The following is a 23988-nucleotide window of genomic DNA, read 5'->3' as shown; positions in this document are numbered from 1 at the left end:
GGGGCCTGGCATGCCTATATGACGAACACCGCGCAAACACCGCCCGGTGCCCGGCCGTTGCCACCCTGGAGGTCTCATGCACCTGTCCGCGGAGCTGATCGGCGGCCTTCTCTCACTCGCCGGCCTCGGAATCCTCACGTTTGCCAGCATCCGCAGCATCGGGCGCCGGGGGTCGTCGGTGGAGAGCTGAGGCGGGACGCTCGGCCCTCCGCGTCAGTAGGCTCGGCCGTCGACGGGGCGTCGGGGGCCACCCGGACGGGGGCCGGACCCGCCGGACCGGCATGATGGTGGCCGGCGCCCCCCGGACAGGGGCCGCACGTGTTGCCCGTCGAGCCGAAAGAGGAAAATGAGCGGGACGTACGCCTACGTCAGAGGGCTCGGAAGAAGAGTGGTGTAGAGCCGTGCACATTGTCATCATGGGCTGCGGGCGCGTGGGCTCCGCCCTCGCCCAGGCCCTGGAACAGCAGGGGCACACGGTCGCCGTGATCGACCGGGACCCCACCGCCTTCCGACGTCTCGGTTCCTCGTTCGGTGGCCGCCGGGTCACCGGCATCGGCTTCGACCAGGACACCCTGCGCGAGGCGGGCATCGAGGACGCGGGCGCCTTCGCGGCCGTCTCCAGCGGCGACAACTCGAACATCATCGCCGCCCGCGTGGCGCGCGAGATGTTCGGCGTGGAGAACGTCGCCGCCCGCATCTACGATCCCCGCCGCGCCGAGGTCTACCAGCGCCTGGGCATCCCCACGGTGGCCACGGTCCGCTGGACGGCCGACCAGATGCTGCGCCGGCTGCTCCCCTCGGGCGCCGAGCCGTTGTGGCGCGACCCCACCGGCGGGGTCCAGCTCGCCGAGGTGCACACGTCCCCGTCCTGGGTCGGCCACAAGATCAGCCGGCTCCAGGAGGAGACGGGTGTGCGGGTGGCCTTCCTCACCCGGCTCGGGGAGGCGATCCTGCCCTCCTCGCAGACCGTGTTGCAGGAGGGTGACCTGGTGCACGTGATGATGCGCACCGACGAGGTCGACAAGGTCGAGGCGGCGTTCGCCAAGGGTCCCGAAGAGGAGGGCGGTCACTGATGAGGGTCGCCATTGCCGGAGCCGGCGCGGTCGGCCGTTCGATCGCGGGCGAGCTGCTGGAGAACGGCCACGAGGTCCTGCTCATCGACAAGGCCCCGACCGCGATCTCGGTCGAGCGCGTCCCGATGGCGGAGTGGCTGCTCGCCGACGCGTGCGAGATCACCTCCCTGGACGAGGCGGCGCTCCAGCGCTGCAACGTCGTCATCGCCGCGACCGGCGACGACAAGGTCAACCTCGTCGTCTCGCTGCTGGCCAAGACGGAGTACGGCGTCCCGCGCGTCGTCGCCCGGGTCAACAACCCGAAGAACGAGTGGCTGTTCAACGAGTCCTGGGGCGTGGACGTCGCCGTCTCCACCCCGCGGCTGATGTCGGCCCTGGTGGAGGAGGCGGTGAGCGTCGGCGACCTGGTCCGGCTGCTGCGCTTCAGCCACGGCGACGCCAACCTGGTCGAGCTGACGCTGCCGGAGGAGTCGGCCCTGGCCGGGATCCAGGTCGGTGACGTCGAGTGGCCCGAGGACACCTCGCTGGTGACCATCATCCGCGGCACCCGGGTGCTGACCCCGTCGCGGGAGGACTCGCTGGAGGCGGGCGACGAGCTGCTGTTCGTCGCGGCGCAGGCCCGCGAGGAGCAGTTGGAGGACCTGCTGTCGGCGCGGCGCGGCGACCCGGCGCGCTGACGGGTACGGCGGTACGACGGTGGGGGCGCCCCGAGATCTCGGGGCGCCCCCACCGTCGTACCGCCACAGGTCTGTACGGCGCTGGGCCGTCAGCTCTTGCGGTGTCTGCCGCCGTGCGTGTCGGCGGGGTCGCTCTCGGCGTCCGCGGGCTGCCACACGGCGGCCTTCTCGCGCTCCGCCCGCTCCTTCTCGGCCTTCTCCGCCTCCTCGGCGGCCTCCATCTCGGCGAAGACGTCGATCGGGGCCGGCGCCTTGGCCAGGAAGACCCAGGTCAGCCAGACGGCGAGCAGGAAGGGCGGGATCTTCAGGGTGACCAGGACCCAGCCGAGCTGCTCGGTGTCCGCCCACCAGTACAGCGGGAAGAGGATCGCGGACTTGGCGAGCAGGATCAGGCCCCAGGCGTAGCTGGCCTTGGTGTACGCCTTCTTGCGGCCCGGGTTGCGGGTGCGCCAGGAGAGGTTCTCCTTGAAGACCGGGCCGAGGATCAGGCCGATCAGGGGCACTCCGGCCAGCGAGGTGACGATGTACGCCATGGCCAGGCCGAGGGTGTAGAGCATGCCCGGCAGATAGAAGTTCTTGGCGTTGTCGGTCATCATCGCGAAGACCACACCGAAGGCGACACCGAAGACACCGCTGAAGGCGTGCTTCACGGTGTCCTTCATCACCAGCCGCACCACGACCAGGATCAGCGACACGGCGAGCGCCGCGATCGCGGACATGTGCAGGTCGTTGTTGAGCGTGAAGATGGTGACGAAGAGGAGGCCCGGCAGCACCGTCTCGACCATGCCCCGCACGCCGCCGAACGCCTCGAACAGCGCGGCCTCGGTCACCGCCCGGGAGTCGTCCGCCTCTTTCTCTTCGGTCGGCTTGTCGAGCGACGTCACCGGCTACTCCCGTCCGAGGGGTCTCAGTTCGTATTTCGGGTTGAAGAGCACCCGGCGGCCCCGGCTCATCGAGATCCGGCCCGATGCGATGAGCTTGCGCCCCGGCTCTATGCCCACGATGGAGCGTCTGCCCAGCCACACCACGTCCAGGGCCGCGGAACCGTCGAACAGCTCGGCCTCCAGGGCCGGAACGCCCGCACGCGGTCGCAGAGTGACCGTGCGCAAGGTACCAGTAACCGACACGACCTGCCGGTCCTGACAGTCGCCGATGCGGGTGCAACCGGCGGTGTCGGCGTCCTCGCGCAGTTCCTCCGACTCCAGGTCCTCCTGCGAGGAGGAGAGCCGGTCGAACATGCGCCGGAACCGGCCCACCGGCTTGTCGGAACGCGGAGCAGCACTCATATGTGAAGCGTACCGGGGCCCGCCGACAGGCACGTACCCTCCGGGGAAGGGATGGCGAGGCTCACTTCTCGAAGCGGTATCCCATGCCGGGCTCGGTGATGAAGTGCCGCGGGTGCGCGGGGTCCGACTCCAGTTTGCGGCGCAGCTGGGCCATGTAGACCCGCAGGTAGTTGGTCTCCGTCCCGTACGACGGCCCCCACACCTCCTGGAGCAGCTGTTTCTGGCCGACCAGGCGCCCCGTGTTGCGCACCAGCACCTCCAGCAGGTGCCACTCGGTGGGCGTCAGGCGTACGTCCCTCCCGTCCCGGTGGACCTTCTTCGCGGCCAGGTCGACGCTGAACCTCTCGGTCTCCACGATCACGTCGTCCCCGTCGCCGGGGACCGGTTCGGCGCGGCGTACGGCCGCCCGCAGCCGGGCCAGCAGCTCGTCCATGCCGAAGGGCTTGGTGACGTAGTCGTCGGCGCCCGCGTCCAGCGCCTCGACCTTCTCGTCGGAGGAGTGCCGGGCGGACAGCACCAGGATCGGTACCCGGGTCCAGCCGCGCAGGCCCTTGATCACCTCGACTCCGTCCATGTCGGGCAGGCCCAGGTCGAGGACGACCACGTCGGGGTGGCGGGCGGCGGCCAGCTGGAGGGCGCCCGCCCCGTCGTGGGCGGCGTCGACCTCGTAGTGGCGCGCCTTGAGGTTGATGACGAGGGCCCGCACGATCTGCGGTTCGTCGTCGATCACGAGCACCCGGGTCATCGGGCGGCCTGCCTTTCTGCGGGCGTGGGGCGCGGGGGCGCCGCGGGGGCGCCCGCCGCGCGGAGGGTGAGAACCATGGTGAGGCCGCCGCCGGGGGTGTCCTCCGCGTTCAGGGTGCCGCCCATCGCCTCGGCGAAGCCCCTGGCCACGGCCAGCCCCAGCCCGACGCCCGCTCCGCGCGGGGCGTCGCCGTAGCGCTGGAAGGGCTCGAAGATGCGCTCCTTCGCCTCGTCCGGCACCCCGGGACCCCGGTCGGCTATCCGTACCTCGACGCGGTCCCCGAGGGCGCTGGCGGCGACCAGGACGCCCCGGTCGTCCGGGCTGTATTTGACGGCGTTCTCCACCAGGTTGGCCAGCGCCCGCTCCAGGAGCCCGGCGTCCACGGCCACCATGGGCAGCGTCTCCGGGATGTCCAGCTCCGCGCTCCCCTCGGGCACCCCGCCGAGCGCCATCGGCGCGACCTCGTCCACGTCGATCTCGCGGATCAGCGGGGTGACCGTGCCGGTCTGGAGGCGGGACATGTCGAGCAGGTTGCCGACGAGGTGGTCGAGGCGGTCGGCGCCCGCCTCGATGCCCTCCAGCAGCTCCGCCTGATCCTCCTCGGACCAGGCGACGTCGTCGGACCTGAGACTGGTGACCGCGGCCTTGATCCCGGCCAGCGGGGTGCGCAGGTCGTGGCTCACGGCGGCCAGCAGCGCGGTGCGGATGCGGTTGCCCTCGGCCAGCGCCCTGGACCGGTCGGCCTCCTCGCGCAGCCGGCGCCGGTCCAGGACGACGGCGGCCTGGGAGGCGAAGGCGGCCAGCACGCGGCGGTCCTCGGCCGGCAGCACGCGGCCGGTCAGCGCGAGCGCCATGTGGTCCCCGACCGGCATGTCCACGTCCGCGTCCTCGGGGCGCTCCACCGGGGGCCCCGATCCGGCACGCCCGGCGCAGGTCCAGGGCGCCACGTCGTTCTCCCGTTCCAGGAGCGCGGCCGACTCCATGGCGAAGGTCTCGCGCACCCGCTCCAGGAGCGTCTCCAGGCTGGTCTCGCCGCGCAGGACGTCGCCGGCCAGGAAGGAGAGGATCTCGGACTCGGCGCGCAGCCGGGCGGCCTGGTGGGTGCGGCGGGCCGCGACGTCGACGACCGAGGCCACGGAGAGCGCGACGCCGACGAATATGGCGAGCGCAAGGATGTTCCTGGGGTCGGCGATCGTGATCCGGTTGACGGGCGGTGTGAAGAACCAGTTCAGCAGGACCGAGCCGACCGCGGCCGAGGCCAGCGCCGGGTACAGCCCGCCGAGCAGCGCGGCGGCCACCGTCAGCGCGAGGTAGAGCAGCACGTCGTTGGCGAGCCCGAGGTTGACGGCGTTGAGCAGCAGGGTCAGCAGCACCGGGCCGACCAGGCCCACGAACCAGCCCCAGACGCTCCGGGAGCGCCCCAGGCGCGCGCCCCTGGCCACCGGCAGTCCGCGGCCCTTGGCGACCTCCTCGTGGGTCACGATGTGGACGTCCAGGTCCGGGCCGGACTCGCGGGCGACCGTGGCGCCGACGCCGGGGCCGAAGACGTACTGCCACGTCTTGCGGCGCGAGGAGCCGAGGACGACCTGGGTGGCGTTGACGCCGCGCGCGAAGTCGAGGAGGGCGGCGGGTATGTCGTCGCCCAGGACGTGGTGGAAGGTGCCGCCGACGTCCTCGACGAGGGTGCGCTGGAGTGCCAGCTCCTTCGGGGACGCCGAGGTCAGCCCGTCGCTGCGGGCTATGTACACGGCCAGCACCTCGCCGCCGGCGCCCTTCTCCGCGAGGCGCGCGGCCCGGCGTATCAGCGTGCGGCCCTCGGGGCCGCCGGTCAGGCCGACCACGATGCGCTCGCGCGAACCCCAGATCTTCGAGACGCGGTGCTCGCTGCGGTACTGCTGGAGGTACTCGTCGGCCCGGTCGGCCACCCAGAGCAGGGCCAGCTCCCGCAGGGCGGTGAGGTTGCCGGGACGGAAGTAGTTGGACAGGGCCGCGTCGACCTTGTCGGGCTGGTAGATGTTGCCGTGCGCCATGCGCCTGCGCAGCGCCTGGGGCGACATGTCGACCAGCTCGGTCTGGTCCGCGCGCCGCACCACCTCGTCCGGCACGGTCTCCCGCTGCCGTACGCCGGTGATCGACTCCACGACGTCGCCGAGTGACTCCAGGTGCTGGATGTTGACGGTCGAGACCACGTCGATCCCGGCGGCCAGCAGCTCCTCGACGTCCTGCCAGCGCTTGGCGTTGCGCACACCTGGGACATTGGTGTGCGCCAGTTCGTCCACCAGGGCGACCTGCGGCTTCCGGGCCAGTACGGCGTCCAGGTCCAGCTCCGTGAAGGACCCGCCGCGGTACTCCAGCTCCCGGCGCGGCACCTGCTCCAGGCCGCGCAGCATCACCTCGGTGCGGGCCCTGCCGTGGTGCTCGACGAAGGCGACCACGCAGTCCGTGCCCCGCTCGACGCGGCGGTGCGCCTCGGCGAGCATCGCGTACGTCTTTCCGACGCCCGGGGCCGCCCCCAGGTAGATCCGAAGCTTGCCGCGTCCCATGGCCTCATTGTCTTCCGGTCACCGCTGATTGCGCAGCGTCGACCCTACGACCCACAAACGCGACATAACGGGGCGGGGTGCGGTGGCGGGCCGTCTTTGACGGAACCCTGACGCCCGGCGTCACTGCTCGACGATCTCCCCGTCCCGCAGTTCGAGCACCCGGTCGGCGAGGTCGAGGAGGGTCGCGTCGTGGGTGGCGACCAGGGCGGTGACCCCTTCGCTGCGCACGACGGCCCGCAGCAGCTCCATCACGGCGTGCCCGGTCTCGGCGTCCAGCTGGCCGGTGGGCTCGTCGGCGATCAGCAGGGCGGGGTTGTTGGCGAGGGCGCGGGCGATGGCGACCCGCTGCTGCTGTCCGCCGGACAGTTCGCCGGGCCGCTGGGCCGCGTGGTCGGCGAGGCCCACCAGGGCGAGCAGGAGGGCGACGCGCTCCTCGCGCTCGCGGGCCGCGGCCCGGCGCAGCCGCATCGGGACGCCCACGTTCTCGGCGGCCGTGAGGATCGGGATGAGCCCGAAGGACTGGAAGACGAAGCCGACGCGGTCCCGGCGCAGGGCGAGCAGCCCGTCCTCGTCCAGGTCCGCCAGGTCACGGCCGTCGACCTCGACCCGTCCGGCGTCCGGTACGTCGAGTCCGCCGACGACGTTGAGCAGCGTGGTCTTCCCCGACCCCGACCGCCCCTTGAGGGCGACCAGCTCGCCCCGCGGCACCTCGAAGGAGACGCCGCGCAGGGCGTGCACGACGGCGGTCCCCTGGGCGTACGACTTGCGTACGTCCTCGACCCGCACCATGGTCTCGGTGACCACCACCTGGCTCATGAGCCCCTCCCCCGCCGGACGGCCGGGCGCCAGTATCGCCAGCGGAGGCCGCCGGATTCAACGGCCCGGCACCTCGGTCCCGCCGGGCGGGCCGGCAGCACGAAGGGCCGCATCCCCCTGGGGAAGCGGCCCTGGTGGCGCGCGTACGGAGAAACCGCACGAAGTCTTTGCCTAGCGGACCTCGGTGATCTCCGGTCCGCGCTGGAGCTGGCCCATGCCTCCGGAGAAGCGGGAGCCCTCTTCCTGCTGGACACCCTCGGGGACCATCTGCGCGTCGTCCGGCAGCTTGAGGACGATCGGGTCCCGGGGGGCCATGGGGCCGTCGCCACGGACCACGACCGTGTCCCGGAAGATCTGCTCCAGCAGACCCGCGGCCTGCGGCTGCACCGCGCCCTGACCCGAGATCACGCCCCGCAGGAACCAGCGGGGACCGTCCACGCCGACGAACCGCACGACCTGGAAGCCGCCCGTGCCGTCCGGCAGCTGCACCGGCACCTGGGCCCGCAGCTCCCAGCCCAGCGGACCCTCGACCTCGTCGATGATGCCGCCCTGCTGGGTGATGCCGGAGCCGATCTCCTCGCGCACCTCGCCCCAGATGCCCTCGCGCTTGGGCGCGGCGAATCCCTGGAGCTGGATGGCGCTGTCGCGCAGCACGACGGTCGCGGCGACGATCGCGTCTCCGGCGACCTCCACCCGCAGTTCCATGCCCTCCACACCAGGGATGAACATGCCGCCCAGGTCCACGCGTCCCTCGGCGGGGTCGCGGACCTCGGTGCTGTCCCAGGGCCCGTCGGGCCGCGGCTCGGGGTCGAGCCGCACGCGCTCGCGCTCTCCGTCCGCCTCGGTGTCGACGCTGTCGACGACCTGCTCGGTCTCGCCGGCCGCGTCCTCGGCGGCATCCCTCTTCTTGCGACGTCCGAACACGTCACTGTCCTTCCCGGTCGGATACGACCGAAGCGTATCGATTCCCACCCGTCGGGCCGCCCTCGGCGGCCTGACCGCTTGTGCCGCTTGCACGGTCCGTCCCGGCGTGGCCGCCGGTGGACCCGAAGCCCCCCTCGGCCCGCGCCGAGCCGGGAAGCTCCGCGACCTGCCGGAAGCGGACCTTCTCGACCTGCTGGACGACCAGTTGGGCAATCCGGTCGAAGCGCTCGAACCGCACCGTCTCGCGCGGGTCGAGATTCACCACGATCACCTTGATCTCCCCACGGTACCCGGCATCAATCGTCCCCGGGGCATTCACGAGGGCGACACCGCAGCGCGCGGCCAGTCCGGAACGTGGGTGCACGAAACCCGCGTACCCCTCCGGGAGCGACACAGACACGCCGGTGGGCAGTACGGCGCGCTCACCGGGGGCCAGCGCGCAGTCGACGGTGGTGCGCAGGTCGGCGCCCGCGTCACCGGGCTGCGCGTACGTCGGAAGCGGTACGTCGGGGTCGACGCGGCGGATCAGCACCTCGAGCTCGGCGCGGGTCACGGGTTCACCTCGAAGGCACGGGTGCGGCGGATCTGGTCGGGGTCGTCCATGGCCGCGCGGATCTCCTCCTCGCGGCCGTGGTTCACGAAGTGGTCGACCTTGACCTCGATGAACAGGGCGTCGGCACGGACGGCCACGGGCCCGTCCGGCCCGCCGATCCGGCCGGTGGCGGTGGAGTAGATCTTCCGGCCGGCCACCGCGGTCACCTCGGCCTCCAGGTACAGCGTGGTGTCCACGGGCACCGGCCGCCGGAAGTCGGTCTCCAGCCGTCCGGTCACCGCGATCGTCCGCAGCAGCCAGTTCAGCGAGCCCAGGGTCTCGTCCAGGGCGGTGGCGAGGACGCCGCCGTGCGCCAGACCGGGCGCGCCCTGGTGGGCGGGCCGGACCAGGAACTCGGCGGTGATCGACACGCCCTCGCCGGCCCGCGCCTGGAGGTGCAGGCCGTGGGGCTGGTCGCCGCCGCAGCCGAAGCACTGGCCGTAGTGGGCGCCGAGCAGCTCGCCGGGGGCGGGCGCGTCGGGGTGCCGTACGGGTTTCACGGCGTCGGCGGGAGGCTGAAGACCTGGGGAAGTACCACTCACAGGCGCAGACCTTACCCGCGCGTCGGCCGAACACCGCCACCGTGCCAAGCTTGTTGCATGCAGCCCTCCCCCGCCCCGTACGAAGAACGCCTCACCGCGCCCCGCTCCTGGTGGCTGGTCTCCTTCCTGGTGGGGCTCGCGTTCGCGCTGATCCTGCTGCCCTTCGGGACGCTGCCGATGCTGGGCGGCCTCGCCGGCGGCACCGCGGTGGCGGCGGTGGCGGCCAGCTCGTACGGCGCGGTCCGTATCCGTGTCGTGGGCGACTCGTTGATCGCGGGCGAGGCGCGGGTGCCGGTCTCGGCGCTGGGCGAGGCGGAGGTCCTCGATCCGGAGGAGGCTCGCGCCTGGCGCACGTACAAGGCCGACACCCGGGCGTTCCTGCTGCTGCGCGCCTACATCCCGAGGGCCGTGCGCGTGGTGGTCACGGACCCGCAGGACCCGACTCCGTACCTGTACCTGTCGACGCGCGAGCCGGAGCGGCTGATCGAGGCCCTCACGGCGGCGAAGGCGGCCGCGTAGCCGGACCGCACGCGCGCGGGCGCGTGCGTGGTCAGTGGTCCGGCCGGCCGACGGGTCCGGGTCCTCTGCCCAGCTCGCCCATCTCGAGGGCGTCCTTGGGCCGTTCCAGGGCCGGGAGGTCGCCGAGGGCGCTCCAGGGGACCTGGCGCTTGCGCAGGTCGTTCCGGATCTTTTCGGCGAGCTTTCTGGTGTCACGGCGGTTCATGACGGCTCCTACGGCCGCTCCCACCATGAAGGGCATCAGGTTCGGCAGGTTGCGCACCATCCGCTTCATGATCTGCTGGCGCAGCTGGCGCTTCATGTGGCTGTTCATCGCCGCGCCGAGGGTCGACGGTTTGGCCACGTCGACGCCGCGTTCGTCCGACCAGGAGTTCAGGTACGCGGTGCTGCGCTGCCCGAGGCCACCGGGCGGACGTACGCCGTAGACCTCGTGGAGTTCGGCGATCATCTTGAGCTCGATCGCCGCCACGCCGGTGACCTCGGCGGCCAGTTCGGTGGGCATCGCGGGCGGTACGGGCATCATCGCCGCCGCGCCGATCCCCGCTCCCACGGTCGCGGTGCCCTTGGCGGCGCCGGCCACGAGGCGGTCGGCGAGCTCTTCGGGTCCGAGGCCCGGGAACTGTCTGCGCAGCGTCGCCAGGTCCCGTACGGGCACGCGCGGGGCCAGATCGATGATCCGGTCGGCGAGGTGCCCCAGGGCGGCTCTGGCGCGGGTGCCACCCTCGCGGACGGTCTGTCCGGCCTTTTCCCGGAACGCCGCTGCCCGGCGCCGGGCAGCGGGCGCCGGGGTGTTCGTGGTCGCCGGGAGGTCACTCCGGCCGGCCACTGCTTCGAGCGAGGCCGTACCGGAGTCGGTCGTGCCTCGCTCGTCGTCACGCGCGCTGTGCGGACCGTCGGACGGTCCTTGGTCCGCTCCCCGCTGGGGGAAGCGGCGCTTCCAGGGAGGGGTCGAGCCGGTCACGGCCGACCCCGCCTCAGTCGCAGTCGCGGCAGATGGGCTGGCCGTTCTTCTCCCGGGCCAGCTGGCTGCGGTGGTGCACCAGGAAGCAGCTCATGCAGGTGAACTCGTCCTGCTGCTTCGGCAGTACACGGACCGCCAGTTCCTCGTTCGAGAGGTCGGCGCCGGGAAGTTCGAGGCCTTCCGCGGCCTCGAACTCGTCGACGTCGACGGCCGAGGCGGACTTGTCGTTCCGCCTCGCCTTCAGCTCTTCGAGGCTGTCCGAGTCGACGTCGTCGTCGGTCTTGCGTGGAGTGTCGTAATCGGTTGCCATGGTCGCTCTCCCCCTCTGGGTGTCTGCGGTGTCTCCAGCGCACGTAACGCGTGAGAGGCCGGACTTGTGCCCGACCTGAGGCGGAGATTTTGCCTCACATCAAGGTCTGTTACTCAATCGACACCCAACCGGACCCCTCATGAGTGATCGGCTTGGATGGCGATGGGGACCGTACACGGTCCCAATACCGCACTTCAAAGGCGTCTCACCGTGTACTTCCCGTGATCAAGACCCCTGAAAACCGGGATTTTCCCGGCTTTCCGACAGGGTGCATGATCACGGAGAGTAGATGGCGCGAAAGCCGCTGCTGTGATCGATCACACAGGCGACTCCAGGGCCGCTGGCCTGGAAATTCCGCTCAAAGCGAACATCCTCGGTTCTCGGTGAGATGTCGGGGTCATGATCTCAGACGGGCAGCGTGACGCGCATGACGAGCCCCCCGCCCTCGCGCGGCTGCGCGTAGATGTGCCCGCCGTGCGCCCGGGCCACGGACCGCGCGATGGAGAGGCCGAGCCCCACACCCTTGTCGCTGCCCGTCCGCTCGGTGCGCAGCCGCCGGAACGGCTCGAAGAGGTTGTCCACCTCGTACGCCGGTACGACCGGGCCCGTGTTGGTGACCACCAGGACCGCCTGGCCGTTCTGCACGGCGGTGGAGACCTCGACCCAGCCCTCTTCCGGCACGTTGTACCGCACGGCGTTCTGGACGAGGTTCAGGGCGATCCGCTCCAGCAGGACGCCGTTGCCCTGGACCACCGCGGCCTCGCGGGCGCCGCGGACCTCCACGCCCTTGCTCTCCGCCTCGGCGTGCACCTGGTCGATGGCCTGACCGGCCACCTCGGCGAGGTCCACCGGTTTGCGCTCGACGATCTGGTTGTCGCTGCGGGCGAGAAGCAGCAGGCCCTCGACGAGCTGCTCGCTGCGTTCGTTGGTGGCCAGCAGCGTCTTGCCGAGCTGCTGGAGCTCCACCGGGGCGTTCGGATCGGACAAGTGCACTTCCAGGAGGGTGCGGTTGATCGCCAGGGGCGTGCGCAGCTCGTGGGAGGCGTTGCCGACGAAGCGCTGCTGGGCGGTGAACGCCCGCTGCAATCGCTCCAGCATGTCGTCGAAGGTGTCGGCCAGCTCCTTCAGCTCGTCGTCCGGTCCGTCCAGCTCGATCCGGCGGGAGAGGTCGGAGCCCGCCACCGCGCGGGCGGTGCGGGTGATCCGGCCCAGGGGCGACAGGACGCGCCCGGCCATGGCGTAGCCGAACGCGAAGGCGATCACGGCGAGGCCGAGCAGTGCCAGCAGCGAACGGCTGAGCAGGTTGTCCAGGGCGACCTTGCGCTGGTGGTCTATGCAGTCGCTGATCGCGGCGTTGAACGCGGACAGCGACAGGTTGCCGTTGTCCACGACCGGACAGTCGCTGCTGGAGACCCTGAGGTCGGTGAAGTCGACGATCTTGTACAGCGGTTCGTTGCCGGTGCGCACCGCCTGGGCGGCGAGCAGATAGATGATCGACAGCAGCAGGATGCCGGCGATCAGGAACATGCCGCCGTACAGCAGCGTGAGCCTTATGCGGATGGTGGGGCGCAGCCACGGCAGGGGGGTGGCCGAGCGCGGGTCCCACGTGGGCTTGGGGGGCGCCCCGGGGGGCGCGGGTGTCGTCGCCACGGCCGGTCAGATCCGGTAGCCGGAGCCGGGGACGGTGACGATGACGGGCGGCTCGCCCAGCTTGCGGCGCAGGGTCATGACGGTCACGCGTACGACGTTGGTGAACGGGTCGGTGTTCTCGTCCCAGGCCTTCTCCAGAAGCTGCTCCGCGGAGACCACGGCGCCCTCGCTGCGCATGAGCACCTCCAGCACGGCGAACTCCTTCGGGGCGAGCTGGACCTCCGTGCCGTCGCGGAAGACCTCGCGGCGGTTCGGGTCGAGCTTGATCCCGGCGCGCTCCAGGACGGGCGGCAGGGGCACGCTGGTGCGGCGGCCCAGGGCGCGCACCCGGGCGATCAGCTCGCTGAAGGCGAAGGGCTTGGGGAGGTAGTCGTCGGCGCCGATCTCCAGGCCCTCGACGCGGTCGCTGACGTCGCCGGAGGCCGTGAGCATCAGCACGCGCGTGGGCATGCCCAGTTCGACGATCTTGCGGCACACGTCGTCGCCGTGCACGAGGGGGAGGTCGCGGTCGAGGACGACCACGTCGTAGTCGTTGACGCCGATGCGCTCCAGGGCGGCCGCACCGTCGTACACGACGTCGACGGCCATGGCCTCCCGGCGCAGTCCGGTGGCCACCGCATCGGCGAGCAGTTGCTCGTCCTCGACGACGAGTACGCGCACGTCGCTTGTCCTTCCTGTGTCCACCCGCGTAGCGCCGTCGGCGCACGAGGGCAGGGGCCTGGTGGGTGTGTTGCCTCCATCCTGCCCTTTTCGGCCATAAGTCGGCTGTAAGGCGGGAGACGGGGCGGCGACGCGGAAAGTCCCGTGGGCGGGAATGAAGGATTTTCTCGCGTGGTTGAGGTTTCCGCGAAGAGGAGCGGGGGGAGGACGGCTTTACACCCCGCGATCACGCTCTGCCTGTACCGCGTTACCGCGCGGTACGCCGCGGTCCGCTTCCGCAGAGCGGGCGTGGGTGTCCGGCACCGTCGCCGCCCGGCAGGGCAGCGCTGGGCACTCCACCGGAGACGTGATCGCCCCTTCCGAACGGCACACCCCCGTGCCAACGACCCACGACCCAGGACGAGGGGGCGCAGCATGGACGCTTTCACCGCAGGACTTCTGCAGCGCATACAGACGACCGAGTCCGACCTGTCCCGGGCCCGAGACGAGGGCGACGAGTTCCTTGTCGACGTGGAACTGGGAGAGCTCGACGACCTGCGCCGCCTCGCCGCCGAGCACGGCGTGGAGGTAAGGGCGACCAACGCCTGACCGACCCAGGAATGACGAAGCCCCGGCGATCCAGCGCCGGGGTTTCGTCGCGTCCGGGTGCGCTGCCGGGCGCGGAGGCGGCGGGCCGGCGCGCGGACTCGGGCCGAGGCCCGTGACGACGGGCACCCGGGGCCGGCCCCGCGGTGGCCCGGCCGGCCCTGCCAAGTGGCCCCGGGCCGCGCCGCCCGCGCATCGCGCGGGAGCCATGGGACCGGCCGGGTCGTGCCCTGCCGCGCCGATGGGCCCGGGGTCCGGCCGCCCCCCCCTGATCCACCGCCGGAGGCCTACGCCCCGAAGTCCGTCAGCAGGTGCTGGAGGGGTTCGAAGACGGATGGGGTGGCCGCGATGGTCAGGGTGCCGGAGGGGCGCTCACCCGGGCGTCCTCCGGTCACCGCGCCCGCCTCACGTGCGATCAGGTCGCCTGCCGCGAGGTCCCAGGGGTGCAGCCCGCGTTCGTAGTAGCCGTCGAGGCGTCCCGCGGCCACGTCGCACAGGTCGATCGCGGCCGAGCCTCCGCGCCGGATGTCCCGCACCAGCGGGATGAGCCGCCGCGCGATCTCGGCCTGCTCCGCGCGGACGTCGGCGACGTAGTTGAAGCCGGTGGAGACCAGCGCCTGGTCCAGCGGGGCCGCGGGCCGGCAGGCGAGCGCGCGTTCGCCCTCCCAGGCTCCGGTCGCCCAGGCTCCGCCGCCCAGCACCGCGTGGTAGGCCTCGCCCCGCATCGGGGCCACGACCGCCGCCGCCACCCGCTCGCCGTCCTGCTCGGCGGCGATGGAGACCGCCCAGGTGGGCAGCCCGTACAGGTAGTTGACCGTCCCGTCGAGCGGGTCGATGACCCAGCGGATGCCGCTCGTGCCCTCGGCGGCTGCGCCCTCCTCGCCGAGGAAGCCGTCCTCGGGGCGGCGATCGGCGATCAGCCCGGTGATCAGCTTCTCCGCCGCGATGTCCATCTCGGTGACCACGTCGATCGGGCTGGACTTGGTGGCGGCGACCGCGAGGTCGGCCGGCCGTCCGTCGCGCAGCAGCGCGCCCGCGCGGTGGGCGGCCTCCCGGGCGATCGTCAGCAGCTCGGCGTGGAGCGGGTCGGTCGTCAGGTCGGTCACGGGCTTCCTCACGCGTAGGGGCTGTCGGCGCCCGCCGCGGCGGGCCGGGGGGCGCGGGCGGGGCAGCAGCCGACCGGGCACAGGTTGTGGCTCGCGCCGAGCGCGCCGAGCGCGCACGGGTCGGCCTCCTCGCCGCGTTCGTCGGCGGCCCGCTCCACGACGAGGTCGCGGACCGCAGCCGCGAACCGCGGGTCGGCACCGACGGTCGCCGAGCGGCGCACCGGCAGCCCCAGCTCCCCGGCCTTGGCGGTGGCCTCGGTGTCGAGGTCGTACAGGACCTCCATGTGGTCGGAGACGAACCCGATGGGGGCCATCACCACCGCGGGCGCACCAGCCGCCCGGCGCTCCTCCAGGTGGTCGCAGATGTCGGGCTCCAGCCACGGGATGTGCGGGGCGCCGGAGCGCGACTGGTAGACGAGCTGCCAGGGGTGGTCGACGCCGGTGCGCTCGCGGACGGCGTCGGCGATCACCTGGGCGACGTCGAGGTGCTGGCGGACGTAGGCCCCGCCGTCGCCGTGGGCCTCGACCGGACCGGAGGTGTCCGCGGCCGAGGTGGGGATCGAGTGGGTCGAGAAGGCGATGTGCGCGCCGTCGCGGACCTCGTCGGGCAGCTCGGCGAGGGACCGGACCACCCCGTCGACCATGGGCTCCACGAACCCCGGGTGGTTGAAGTAGTGCCGGAGCTTGTCGACCCGGGGCGGCTCCAGCCCCTCGGACTCCAGGGCGGCCAGCGCGTCCGCGAGGTTCTCCCGGTACTGGCGGCAGCCCGAGTACGAGGCGTAGGCGCTGGTCGCGAGGACCAGGACCCGGCGGCGGCCGTCGCGGACCATGTCGCGCAGGGTGTCCGTCAGGTACGGCGCCCAGTTGCGATTGCCCCAGTAGACCGGCAGGTCCAGGCCGTGCTCGGCGAAGTCCTTGCGGAGGGCTTCGAGCAGGGCGCGGTTCTGGTCGTTGATCGGGCTGACCCCGCCGAAGAGGAAGTAGTGCTGCCCGACCTCCTTGAGGCGTTCCTTCGGGATGCCCCGCCCTCGCGTCACGTTCTCCAGGAAGGGGACCACGTCGTCCGGGCCCTCCGGGCCGCCGAACGAGAGCAGGAGCAGGGCGTCGTACGGACTGACATCGAGCACGTCTGGCATGTCTCGATCCTGCCACCAGGCACTGACAGCGAGGAAACGGCGGGGTACCGACCGTGCGTTTCACCAGGTCCGCGGGGGTGTTTCCGGGCGTTCCGGCGAGTAATCTGTATCGACTGTGTTCGCACCTTACTGAGCGCGTTGCCGAGCCTTTTCCGGAGACCTCGTTGGCCAGCCCCTACCGCGCCCTGTTCGCCGCCCCCGGAAGCAAGGGCTTCTCCGCCGCGGGCTTCCTCGGCCGGATGCCGCTGTCGATGATGGGCATCGGCGTGGTGACCATGATCTCGCAGCTCACCGGGCGGTACGGACTGGCCGGGGCGCTGTCGGCCACCATCGCGCTCGCCGCCGCCGTGGCCGGACCGCAGGTCTCCCGTCTGGTGGACCGCTACGGGCAGCGGCGGGTGCTGCGCCCGGCGACCCTGGTGTCGCTGACCGCGGCGGCGGTGCTGCTGCCGGCCGCGCACTACGGGTGGCCGGACTGGGTGCTGTTCGCGGCCTGCGTCGGCATCGGCTGCGTGCCGAGCCTCGGCGCGATGGTCCGGGCCCGCTGGGCGGCCCTGTACCGGGGCACCCCACAGCTGCACACCGCGTACTCCTTCGAGTCCGTGGTGGACGAGATCTGCTTCATCTTCGGGCCGATCATCTCCATCGGCCTGTCCACGGCGTGGTTCCCGGAGGCCGGGCCGCTGCTCGCCGCCTGCTTCCTGGCGACCGGCGTCTTCTGGCTCACCGCGCAGCGGGCCACCGAGCCGGTACCGCATCCGCGTGAGCACAAGGGCGGCGGCACCGCGCTGCGCTCGCGGGGCCTCCAGGTCCTGGTCTGCACGTTCGCGGCCACGGGGACGATCTTCGGTGCCATCGACGTCGTCACCGTGGCGTTCGCCGAGGAGGAGGGGCACAAGGCCGCCGCCAGCCTCGTCCTCGCCCTGTACGCGGCGGGGTCGTGCACGGCGGCCATGATCTTCGGGCTGCTGCGCTTCGCCGGTCCGCCCGAGCGTCGCTGGCTGCTGGGCGTGTGTGCGATGGCCGTGAGTATGATCCCCCTGCTACTGGTCGGAAACCTGCTGTTTCTGGCCGCGGCGCTGTTCGTTGCGGGTCTGTCCATCGCTCCGACGATGATCACGACGATGTCCCTCATCGAAGAGCACGTACCACGCGCGCAGCTCACCGAGGGCATGACCTGGGTGAGCACCGGACTCGCGGTCGGGGTCGCGCTCGGCTCCTCGGGGGGCGGCTGGGTGATCGACGCCTCCGGGGCGCGTGCGGGGTACTGGGTTCCGGCGGTGGCCGGGGCTGTCGCGGTCGCGGTCGGTTTCCTCGGGTACCGCCGGCTCAAGCGGCCGGATCCGCGTCGGGGAGGCACCGTTGAGCAGCACACGCACGGCGAGCGGCAGGGCGAACGGCCGGAACGGCACATGGCGTAACTGGGGCGGCAACGTCTCCGCGCGCCCCGCGCGGGAGGTCACTCCCGCCTCCGTCGAGGAGCTGGCCGACGCGGTCCGCGCGGCGGCCGGGGAGGGACTGCGGGTCAAGGCGGTCGGCACCGGGCACTCCTTCACCTCCATAGCGGCGACGGACGGCCTGTTGATCCGCCCTCAACTGTTGACGGGCATCCGCGACATCGACCGTGCCGCCATGACGGTCACGGTGGAGGCGGGCACCCCGCTCAAGCGGCTCAACCTGGCCCTCGCGCGTGAGGGGCTGTCGCTGACCAACATGGGCGACATCGTGGAGCAGACCGTCTCCGGGGCCACCAGTACCGGCACCCACGGCACGGGCCGCGAGTCGGCCTCGATCGCCGCCCAGATCCGGGGGCTGGAAATGGTCACCGCGGACGGCTCGGTGCTGACCTGTTCCGAGCGGGAGAACCCCGAGGTGTTCGCCGCCGCCCGGATCGGCCTGGGCGCGCTGGGCGTCGTCACCGCCATCACCTTCGCCGTGGAGCCGCTCTTCCTGCTCACCGCGCGTGAGGAACCGATGCCCTTCGAGCGGGTCCTCGCCGACTTCGACGAACTGTGGACCGAGAACGAGCACTTCGAGTTCTACTGGTTCCCGCACACCGGGAACACCAACACCAAGCGCAACAACCGCAGCGCCGGACCGGAGCAGCCCGTCGGCCGGCTCCAGGGCTGGTTCGAGGACGAGTTCCTGTCCAACGGCGCCTTCCAGGCCGCCAACTGGATCGGCCGCGCCGCCCCCGGCGCCATCCCGGCGATCGCCCGGTTCTCCAGCAAGGCGCTCTCCGCGCGGACGTACACGGACACCCCGCACAAGGTCTTCACCTCGCCACGCCGGGTGCGGTTCATGGAGATGGAGTACGCCGTGCCGCGCGAGGCGGTCGTCGAGACGCTGCGCGAACTCAAGGCGATGGTCGACCGGTCACGGCTCAGGATCAGCTTCCCGGTCGAGGTGCGCACGGCCCCGGCCGACGACATCACGCTGTCCACCGCCTCAGGCCGCGACAGCGCGTACGTCGCCGTGCACATGTTCCGGGGCACGCCCTACCAGGCGTACTTCACCGCCGCCGAGCGCATCTTCACGGCGCACGAGGGGCGGCCGCACTGGGGCAAGGTGCACACCCGGGACGCCGAGTACTTCTCCCGGGCCTACCCGCGCTTCGGCGAGTTCACTGCGCTGCGGGACCGCCTTGACCCTGACCGTCTGTTCCTGAACGACTACTTGCGCCGGGTTCTGGGGCCGTAGCCGAGTCGTCGGGGGCGGGGCTCCCGGAGTCGCCGGAACCCTCGCCCTCGGTGGCACCCGGGGTGGGCGTCGGGCTGGTCGCCGTACCGCCGTCCTGCCCGGCGTCACCTCCCGAGGATGTGTCGTCGCCGGTTCCGCTCGGGGTTCCGGACGGCGTGGCGGCCGGGGTGTCGCTTCCCGACCCGTCGCCCCCGGAGTTCCCGGAGCCGCCCGGGTCGCCCTTGCCGTTCTCGGAGTTCCCGGAATCGCCGGAATCGCCCGAATCATCGGAGTTTCCCGAATCCGAAGCGGACTTGTTGTGTCCGGAGAGGGCGTTGCCGACCGTGGTGCGGTGACCTCCGCTCAGGTTCTCGCCGGAGGCGACCTCGTACGTGGTGATCCCGGCCATGGCGACCCCGAAGACGAGGGCCGCCGCGAGCACCGGGCGCTTCCAGCCCGTGGTGCGCGCGCGGTAGACGGTGCCCTTGGAGAACTCGCCCGGAGGCGGCGCCGCTCCGTGTCCCGCCCCCTGGGCGACGGCGGCCGTGCGCTTGACCCGGAACTGCTCCCCGGTGCGCTTGAAGAAGTGCTGGAGGACCGAGCCCCCGCACGTGGCGACCACACTGATCACACCGGCACCCAGGATCGTGCCGTAGACGCCGAACGAGGAGGCGAGCTTGGCGGCCACCACCGCGGCCAGCGCGCTGCCCGCGACCTGGGCCACGCTCAGGTCGATCCGCCTGGCCTCCCCCTCCGTACGCACGTCCGCCTCCCCGGCGCCATCGGACTTTTCGCGCATCCTCTGACCTTGCCTGCCTTTCCCCTACGGGACCGATCAACTGCACGAGAAAGGGACGTGCGACCGAAACCATTAGTTCCGTTTCTGGTGATTGCGTGAAGTACGCCACGTCCAAGATCGCGCAATTCGCGGCGGGGGCGGCCGAGTACCCCCTCTTGCCAGAAGTTGGGCGGCGCGCCAATCCACGCACGTGGCCCGAATGGAGTACTGTTGCGAGCCCTGGGTCCGGTCTCCCGACAGGGGGTTCGGAGCCTTGAAGGACCGCCGGGAGGGGAGCTAGTTGCACAGGGTGACGGAGTTGGTCACTTAGCGTTGCGAACAAGTAACCGTGCCATAACGGCGATCCAGGGCCCGCGCCCGACACGCCGGGCAACTCGGCAAGGTTGTGGCAGGCTGCACCCGGGCAGGCCACACTCGACAGAGCGGAAGCAGCGACGCACGTGACGTCGGCAGGCACCACCCGGGAGGTCCCCATGCCCGAACTGCGTGTCGTGGCCGTCTCGAATGACGGCACACGGCTGGTGCTGAAGGCTGCGGACAGCACGGAGTACACGCTTCCGATCGACGAACGACTCCGGGTCGCCGTGCGCGGCGACCGTCCCCGCCTCGGCCAGATCGAGATCGAGGTGGAGAGTCATCTCCGCCCCCGCGACATCCAGGCGCGTATACGTGCCGGCGCGACCGCGGAAGAGGTCGCCCAGATGGCCGGCATCCCCGTCGACCGCGTACGGCGCTTCGAGGGTCCCGTGCTGGCCGAGCGCGCCTTCATGGCGGAGCGGGCCCGCAAGACCCCCGTCCGCCGCCCCGGCGAGAACTCCGGGCCGCCCCTTGGCGAGGCGGTCCAGGAGCGGCTGTTGCTGCGCGGCGCCGACAAGGACACCGTCCAGTGGGACTCCTGGCGCCGCGACGACGGCACCTGGGAAGTACTCCTGGTCTACGTGGTCGCCGGGGAACCGCACTCGGCGAGCTGGACGTACGACCCGCCCCGGCGGCTCGTCCAGGCCGTCGACTCGGAGGCACGCGCGCTGATCGGCGAGTCCGACGACCTCGCCGCGGCCGAGCCCAGCTTCCCGTTCGTGCCGCGCATCGCACGGCTGCCGCGCGACCGGCCGCTGGACCGTTCCCTCGACCGGGAGCAGCGGGAGCGGCCGAGCCTGCCCCCGCCGCCGTCCGAGCCCGCCGAGGAGAGCGCGGCCACCGCCTCCGCCGAACGCGAACGGGACTCGCTCACCAGCCTCCTGGAGGCCGTACCGAGCTTCCGCGGCGACCTGGTGGTGCCCGAGCGCGCCCCGGAACCGATGGTGGAGGAACCGGCCGAGGAGCCCGAGGTGGAGGAGCCCCCGGCGCCCGCAGCGTCGGCCGGTTCCGCCTATGCCGACGTGCTGATGCCGCGCTCGGTGGCCAGTCACCGCGACCGGCTCACCGGCTCCACCGACCGCCAGGCGGAGGCCGACGGCGTCCGTCCGGGCCGCCGCGCGGCGGTGCCGAGCTGGGACGAGATCGTCTTCGGCACCCGCCGCAAGAAGCAGGACTAGGGCCCGGGCACCCTTACGTCCGGGACCGGGGCCGTACCCACGCGGGTGCGGCCCCGGTGCCGTGCGCGGGACCCTCGTGCTGTTCGGTCGCGGGGCCGACCGGTCACCCGTCGGGTGCGCCCTGGCCGCCCCGCCCGCGTCCGCCTCCCCGGCCGAGCGCGCACACGGCCCGTTGGCTCCGGTCGCCACCGACTGGCGCCACCGGAGCCCTGCGTCCACCCCGCTCCGCGAACAGGCCCGCCCCGTATGCGCCTTCCGCGCCCCTACTGCGGGTCCGGTCCCACCGCGACCGGCCGGGACGGGTCCGAGGACCACTCCGACCACGAACCCACGTACAACGCCGCCGGGATGCCCGCCACCGCCAGGGCGAGCACCTCGTGGGCGCCCGACACGCCCGAGCCGCAGTAGACGCCGACCTCGTCGCCCTCCGTGGCGCCGAGTGTCTTGAAACGCGCCCGGAGTTCCCCGGCGGGCAGGAAGCGGCCGTCCGCCGTCACGTTGTCCGTCGTCGGTGCGGACACGGCCCCCGGGATGTGACCGCCGACGGGATCGATGGGCTCGACCTCGCCCCGGTAACGCTCGCCCGCGCGGGCGTCGAACAGCACCCCGGAGCGGGCCAGCGCGGCGGCATCGTCCGCCTCCAGCAGCCCCGACACGCCCGGCGACGGGGCGAAGTCGCCCTCCTCGGGGACCGGGACGTCCGTCGACAGCGGCGCCTCCCAGGCCGGCAACCCGCCGTCGAGAACCCGCACGTTCGGGTGACCCGTCCAGTGCAGGAGCCACCACGCGCGGGCCGCCGCCCACCCCTGCCCGCCGTCGTAGGCGACTACCGGACGGCCCGACGACACGCCCGCCCGGCGCATCGCCGCGCCGAACTCGGCCACGTCCGGCAGGGGATGCCGGCCGCGTCCGCCGGGCGCGGAGGCGAGGTCCCGGTCCAGGTCGACGTAGACGGCGCCGGGAAGATGCCCGGCGGCGTACTCGGCCCGGCCGTCGAAGGGCGGGGCCCCCGCCGCCCTGGCCGTGCTCAACTGCCAGCGGACGTCGAGCAGGACGGGCGGGTTGGCGCCCGCCAGCTCCTTCATGAGTTCGGATGCGGAGATGATGGCGTTCATGGCCCCATCCTGGCGTACCGAGTGGCCGAGGCGCCGATGTCGGGCTACTCTGCCCGCCGGACAGTACCGATCACGAGGCGTGCGGGTTCGGGCACATGCTGTACCACCCGGGCAGGCCGGGCCGCCCCACGAGCGCACCCGAGGCGCACGGCGCCGGGACCGGTGCCGGCATCGGCGCGGGGTCCGTCGGAGCGAAAGCGGACGCACGGCCCGCGCAAGGGCCGAGAAGAGAGTGACGATGACGGACGCACGGGGGTCGGTCGGCCGGAACGGTGAGACGAACGCCCGGCGCACACCCGGCGCACCCTGCTGGGTGAGTCTGATGGTGCACGGACCGGCCGCGACCCACGAGTTCTACGGGGGCCTGTTCGGCTGGGAGTTCCGGCCCGGACCCCAGCAACTGGGCCCCTACGTGCGGGCCCTGCTCGACGGGTACGAGGTGGCGGGAATCGGCCAACTGCCGCCGGACCGCCAGCTCCCCACCGCCTGGACGCCCTACTTCGCCTCCGACGACGTGAACCGCACGGCCGAGACGGTGCGCCTGTGCGGTGGCACGGTCGGCGTCGGCCCGCTGGACGCGGGCGAGGCCGGCCGGCTGGCCATCGCCTCGGACCCATCGGGCGCCGTCTTCGGCGTCTGGCAGGCGGCGGAACACCTCGGCACCGCCGTCACGGGCGTGCCCGGCACACCTGTGTGGAACGAACTGATCACGTTTGAGACGGCGAACGTCGCCAAGTTCTACGAGACGGTGTTCGGCCTCGAGTCGGCGCCGTCGGTCTCGGCCGGCTTCGACCACGTGACCCTGCGCCTCGACGGCCGCCCGGTCGCCGGCATCCACGGTCTGGGCAACGCGCTCCCCCGGGAACGGGGGCCGCACTGGCTGACGTACTTCGAGGTGGCCGACGCGGACGCGGCCCTGGAGCGGCTCGTCGGCCTCGGCGGGCATGTGGTCGAGCCGGTCCAGGACTCGCCCCGGGGCCGGACGGCCATGGTCGCGGATCCGGAGGGGGCGCGGTTCTCGCTGCTGCAGAACCTGGAGGGCGGGGCTCCGGCCCCCACGGGTCCCTCAGGCGGGTGACACCGGCAGCACGTCCGGCGACAGCGCCGCCGCGCGGGCCGTCGCAGCGGTCGTACGGCGACGATGGTGGCGTCGGCACAGCACCTCGTAGCCGATCTCGTCTGGGGACTGGGCGACGTCGCCGACGACCACCTGGGCGCCCTCGACGACCATGACGCCGCCCACGGTGCGGGCGTTGTGCGTGGCGCGGGCGCCGCACCAGCACAGGGCCTCGACCTGGAGCACCTCGACCCGGTCGGCGAGTTCGACCAGGCGCTGGGAGCCGGGGAAGAGCTTGGAGCGGAAGTCGGTGGTGATGCCGAACGCGTACACGTCGATGTCGAGATCGTCGACGACGCGCGCGAGCTGGTCGATCTGGTCGGGCGCGAGGAACTGCGCCTCGTCCGCGATCACGTAGTCCACGCGTCCGCCCTGCGAGAGGTGGTCGACGACGTGGGCGTACAGGTCCTGTCCGTCCTTGACCTCCGCCGCGTCGGTGACCAGACCGAGGCGCGAGGAGAGCTTGCCCTCGCCCGCGCGGTCGTCGCGGGTGAATATCATCCCGGCGAGTCCGCGCGCCGAGCGGTTGTGCTCGATCTGGAGAGCCAGTGTCGACTTCCCGCAGTCCATCGTTCCGGAGAAGAACACCAGCTCGGGCATGAGGGGTTGGGCACCTTT

Annotated in this window: 25 protein-coding genes; 8 read left to right on the top strand and 17 right to left on the bottom strand. The window is 72.1% G+C overall.

What is annotated here, in order from left to right; all coding sequences use genetic code 11:
• Window positions 1-401 precede the first annotated feature (401 nt).
• Together OIE75_RS27925 and OIE75_RS27920 are read left to right on the top strand one after the other, a co-directional pair.
• Window positions 402-1073 carry a potassium channel family protein gene (locus OIE75_RS27925; protein WP_122618449.1) on the top strand — a complete coding sequence of 224 codons (672 nt, stop codon included), beginning with the start codon at window positions 402-404 and terminating at the stop codon, window positions 1071-1073.
• Window positions 1073-1750, top strand: a complete 678-nt coding sequence (locus OIE75_RS27920) for a potassium channel family protein (RefSeq protein ID WP_064730242.1) — start codon at window positions 1073-1075, stop codon at window positions 1748-1750. Before OIE75_RS27925 ends, OIE75_RS27920 begins: the two co-directional genes overlap by 1 nt.
• A gap of 89 nt (window positions 1751-1839) precedes the next feature.
• Here OIE75_RS27920 and OIE75_RS27915 read toward each other — a convergent pair whose 3' ends face one another.
• The 8 genes from OIE75_RS27915 to OIE75_RS27880 all read right to left on the bottom strand — a co-directional run bounded on the left by OIE75_RS27915 (window position 1840) and on the right by OIE75_RS27880 (window position 9198).
• On the bottom strand, window positions 1840-2634 hold the full coding sequence (locus OIE75_RS27915) for a DUF3159 domain-containing protein (RefSeq protein WP_307015517.1): 795 nt from the start codon (window positions 2632-2634) through the stop codon (window positions 1840-1842).
• A 3-nt stretch (window positions 2635-2637) separates the two neighbouring features.
• Window positions 2638-3036 (bottom strand): OB-fold nucleic acid binding domain-containing protein, encoded by a 399-nt coding sequence (locus OIE75_RS27910; protein WP_114529494.1) that lies wholly within the window; start codon window positions 3034-3036, stop codon window positions 2638-2640.
• Between the two features lie 61 nt (window positions 3037-3097).
• A complete protein-coding gene (locus OIE75_RS27905; RefSeq protein ID WP_307015516.1) occupies window positions 3098-3781 on the bottom strand; it encodes a response regulator in 684 nt (227 codons plus the stop codon).
• Entirely contained in the window at window positions 3778-6324 is a 2547-nt protein-coding gene (locus OIE75_RS27900) for a sensor histidine kinase KdpD (protein ID WP_329472444.1), read from the bottom strand. The genes OIE75_RS27905 and OIE75_RS27900 overlap by 4 nt, the downstream gene beginning before the upstream one ends.
• Window positions 6325-6444: 120 nt before the next feature.
• Window positions 6445-7140 carry an ABC transporter ATP-binding protein gene (locus OIE75_RS27895; protein ID WP_329472443.1) on the bottom strand — a complete coding sequence of 232 codons (696 nt, stop codon included), beginning with the start codon at window positions 7138-7140 and terminating at the stop codon, window positions 6445-6447.
• A gap of 171 nt (window positions 7141-7311) precedes the next feature.
• Entirely contained in the window at window positions 7312-8064 is a 753-nt protein-coding gene (locus tag OIE75_RS27890; RefSeq protein ID WP_307015513.1) for a DUF3710 domain-containing protein, read from the bottom strand.
• A 1-nt stretch (window position 8065) separates the two neighbouring features.
• A complete protein-coding gene (dut, locus tag OIE75_RS27885) occupies window positions 8066-8617 on the bottom strand; it encodes a dUTP diphosphatase (protein WP_307015512.1) in 552 nt (183 codons plus the stop codon).
• The gene (locus OIE75_RS27880; protein ID WP_064730235.1) at window positions 8614-9198 is read right to left on the bottom strand and encodes a PaaI family thioesterase; all 585 of its coding nucleotides are present in this window, start codon (window positions 9196-9198) and stop codon (window positions 8614-8616) included. Before OIE75_RS27880 ends, dut begins: the two co-directional genes overlap by 4 nt.
• Window positions 9199-9255: 57 nt before the next feature.
• On the opposite strand from OIE75_RS27880, the gene OIE75_RS27875 reads away from it, so the two are divergent.
• The gene (locus OIE75_RS27875; protein WP_307015511.1) at window positions 9256-9717 is read left to right on the top strand and encodes a DUF3093 domain-containing protein; all 462 of its coding nucleotides are present in this window, start codon (window positions 9256-9258) and stop codon (window positions 9715-9717) included.
• 31 nt (window positions 9718-9748) lie between these two features.
• Here OIE75_RS27875 and OIE75_RS27870 read toward each other — a convergent pair whose 3' ends face one another.
• From OIE75_RS27870 to OIE75_RS27855, 4 genes are all read right to left on the bottom strand, one after another.
• Window positions 9749-10678: a hypothetical protein gene (locus OIE75_RS27870; RefSeq protein ID WP_329472441.1), complete on the bottom strand. Its 930-nt coding sequence runs from the start codon at window positions 10676-10678 to the stop codon at window positions 9749-9751.
• Between the two features lie 13 nt (window positions 10679-10691).
• Entirely contained in the window at window positions 10692-10988 is a 297-nt protein-coding gene (locus OIE75_RS27865; RefSeq protein WP_003993510.1) for a DUF4193 domain-containing protein, read from the bottom strand.
• A gap of 405 nt (window positions 10989-11393) precedes the next feature.
• Window positions 11394-12638, bottom strand: coding sequence for a sensor histidine kinase (locus tag OIE75_RS27860; RefSeq protein ID WP_329472440.1), 1245 nt, complete (start codon window positions 12636-12638; stop codon window positions 11394-11396).
• A 6-nt stretch (window positions 12639-12644) separates the two neighbouring features.
• The gene (locus tag OIE75_RS27855) at window positions 12645-13298 is read right to left on the bottom strand and encodes a response regulator transcription factor (protein WP_122618459.1); all 654 of its coding nucleotides are present in this window, start codon (window positions 13296-13298) and stop codon (window positions 12645-12647) included.
• 414 nt (window positions 13299-13712) lie between these two features.
• On the opposite strand from OIE75_RS27855, the gene OIE75_RS27850 reads away from it, so the two are divergent.
• The gene (locus OIE75_RS27850; RefSeq protein ID WP_163016070.1) at window positions 13713-13886 is read left to right on the top strand and encodes a hypothetical protein; all 174 of its coding nucleotides are present in this window, start codon (window positions 13713-13715) and stop codon (window positions 13884-13886) included.
• A 284-nt stretch (window positions 13887-14170) separates the two neighbouring features.
• On the opposite strand, the gene OIE75_RS27845 is transcribed toward OIE75_RS27850, so the two are convergent.
• Window positions 14171-14989, bottom strand: coding sequence for an inositol monophosphatase family protein (locus OIE75_RS27845; protein WP_307015507.1), 819 nt, complete (start codon window positions 14987-14989; stop codon window positions 14171-14173).
• Between the two features lie 8 nt (window positions 14990-14997).
• Window positions 14998-16125, bottom strand: a complete 1128-nt coding sequence (locus OIE75_RS27840; protein ID WP_329472439.1) for a ferrochelatase — start codon at window positions 16123-16125, stop codon at window positions 14998-15000.
• 164 nt (window positions 16126-16289) lie between these two features.
• Here OIE75_RS27840 and OIE75_RS27835 point away from each other — a divergent pair, with 164 nt between their 5' ends.
• Together OIE75_RS27835 and OIE75_RS27830 are read left to right on the top strand one after the other, a co-directional pair.
• Window positions 16290-17546 carry an MFS transporter gene (locus OIE75_RS27835; RefSeq protein ID WP_307015505.1) on the top strand — a complete coding sequence of 419 codons (1257 nt, stop codon included), beginning with the start codon at window positions 16290-16292 and terminating at the stop codon, window positions 17544-17546.
• Entirely contained in the window at window positions 17488-18825 is a 1338-nt protein-coding gene (locus OIE75_RS27830) for a D-arabinono-1,4-lactone oxidase (protein ID WP_329472438.1), read from the top strand. The genes OIE75_RS27835 and OIE75_RS27830 overlap by 59 nt, the downstream gene beginning before the upstream one ends.
• Here the strand turns inward: OIE75_RS27830 and OIE75_RS27825 are convergent.
• The gene (locus OIE75_RS27825) at window positions 18749-19603 is read right to left on the bottom strand and encodes a hypothetical protein (RefSeq protein WP_329472437.1); all 855 of its coding nucleotides are present in this window, start codon (window positions 19601-19603) and stop codon (window positions 18749-18751) included. The two genes, OIE75_RS27830 and OIE75_RS27825, sit on opposite strands and share 77 nt — an antisense overlap.
• A gap of 473 nt (window positions 19604-20076) precedes the next feature.
• Between OIE75_RS27825 and sepH the strand changes: the two genes are divergently transcribed.
• Window positions 20077-21138, top strand: a complete 1062-nt coding sequence (gene sepH / locus OIE75_RS27820) for a septation protein SepH (RefSeq protein WP_329472436.1) — start codon at window positions 20077-20079, stop codon at window positions 21136-21138.
• A 263-nt stretch (window positions 21139-21401) separates the two neighbouring features.
• Here the strand turns inward: sepH and OIE75_RS27815 are convergent, their stop codons facing one another.
• Window positions 21402-22253, bottom strand: a complete 852-nt coding sequence (locus OIE75_RS27815) for a sulfurtransferase (protein ID WP_329472435.1) — start codon at window positions 22251-22253, stop codon at window positions 21402-21404.
• A 238-nt stretch (window positions 22254-22491) separates the two neighbouring features.
• Between OIE75_RS27815 and OIE75_RS27810 the strand changes: the two genes are divergently transcribed.
• Window positions 22492-23331, top strand: coding sequence for a VOC family protein (locus OIE75_RS27810; protein WP_307015500.1), 840 nt, complete (start codon window positions 22492-22494; stop codon window positions 23329-23331).
• On the opposite strand, the gene OIE75_RS27805 is transcribed toward OIE75_RS27810, so the two are convergent.
• Window positions 23320-23970 (bottom strand): thymidine kinase, encoded by a 651-nt coding sequence (locus tag OIE75_RS27805; protein ID WP_122618467.1) that lies wholly within the window; start codon window positions 23968-23970, stop codon window positions 23320-23322. The two genes, OIE75_RS27810 and OIE75_RS27805, sit on opposite strands and share 12 nt — an antisense overlap.
• Window positions 23971-23988 lie beyond the last annotated feature (18 nt).

It is taken from the genome of Streptomyces sp. NBC_01723 (assembly GCF_036246005.1).
Taxonomy (GTDB): Bacteria; Actinomycetota; Actinomycetes; order Streptomycetales; family Streptomycetaceae; genus Streptomyces.
Note: the sequence above shows the minus strand (reverse complement) of the source record. Positions and strands in the feature narration are given on the sequence as shown.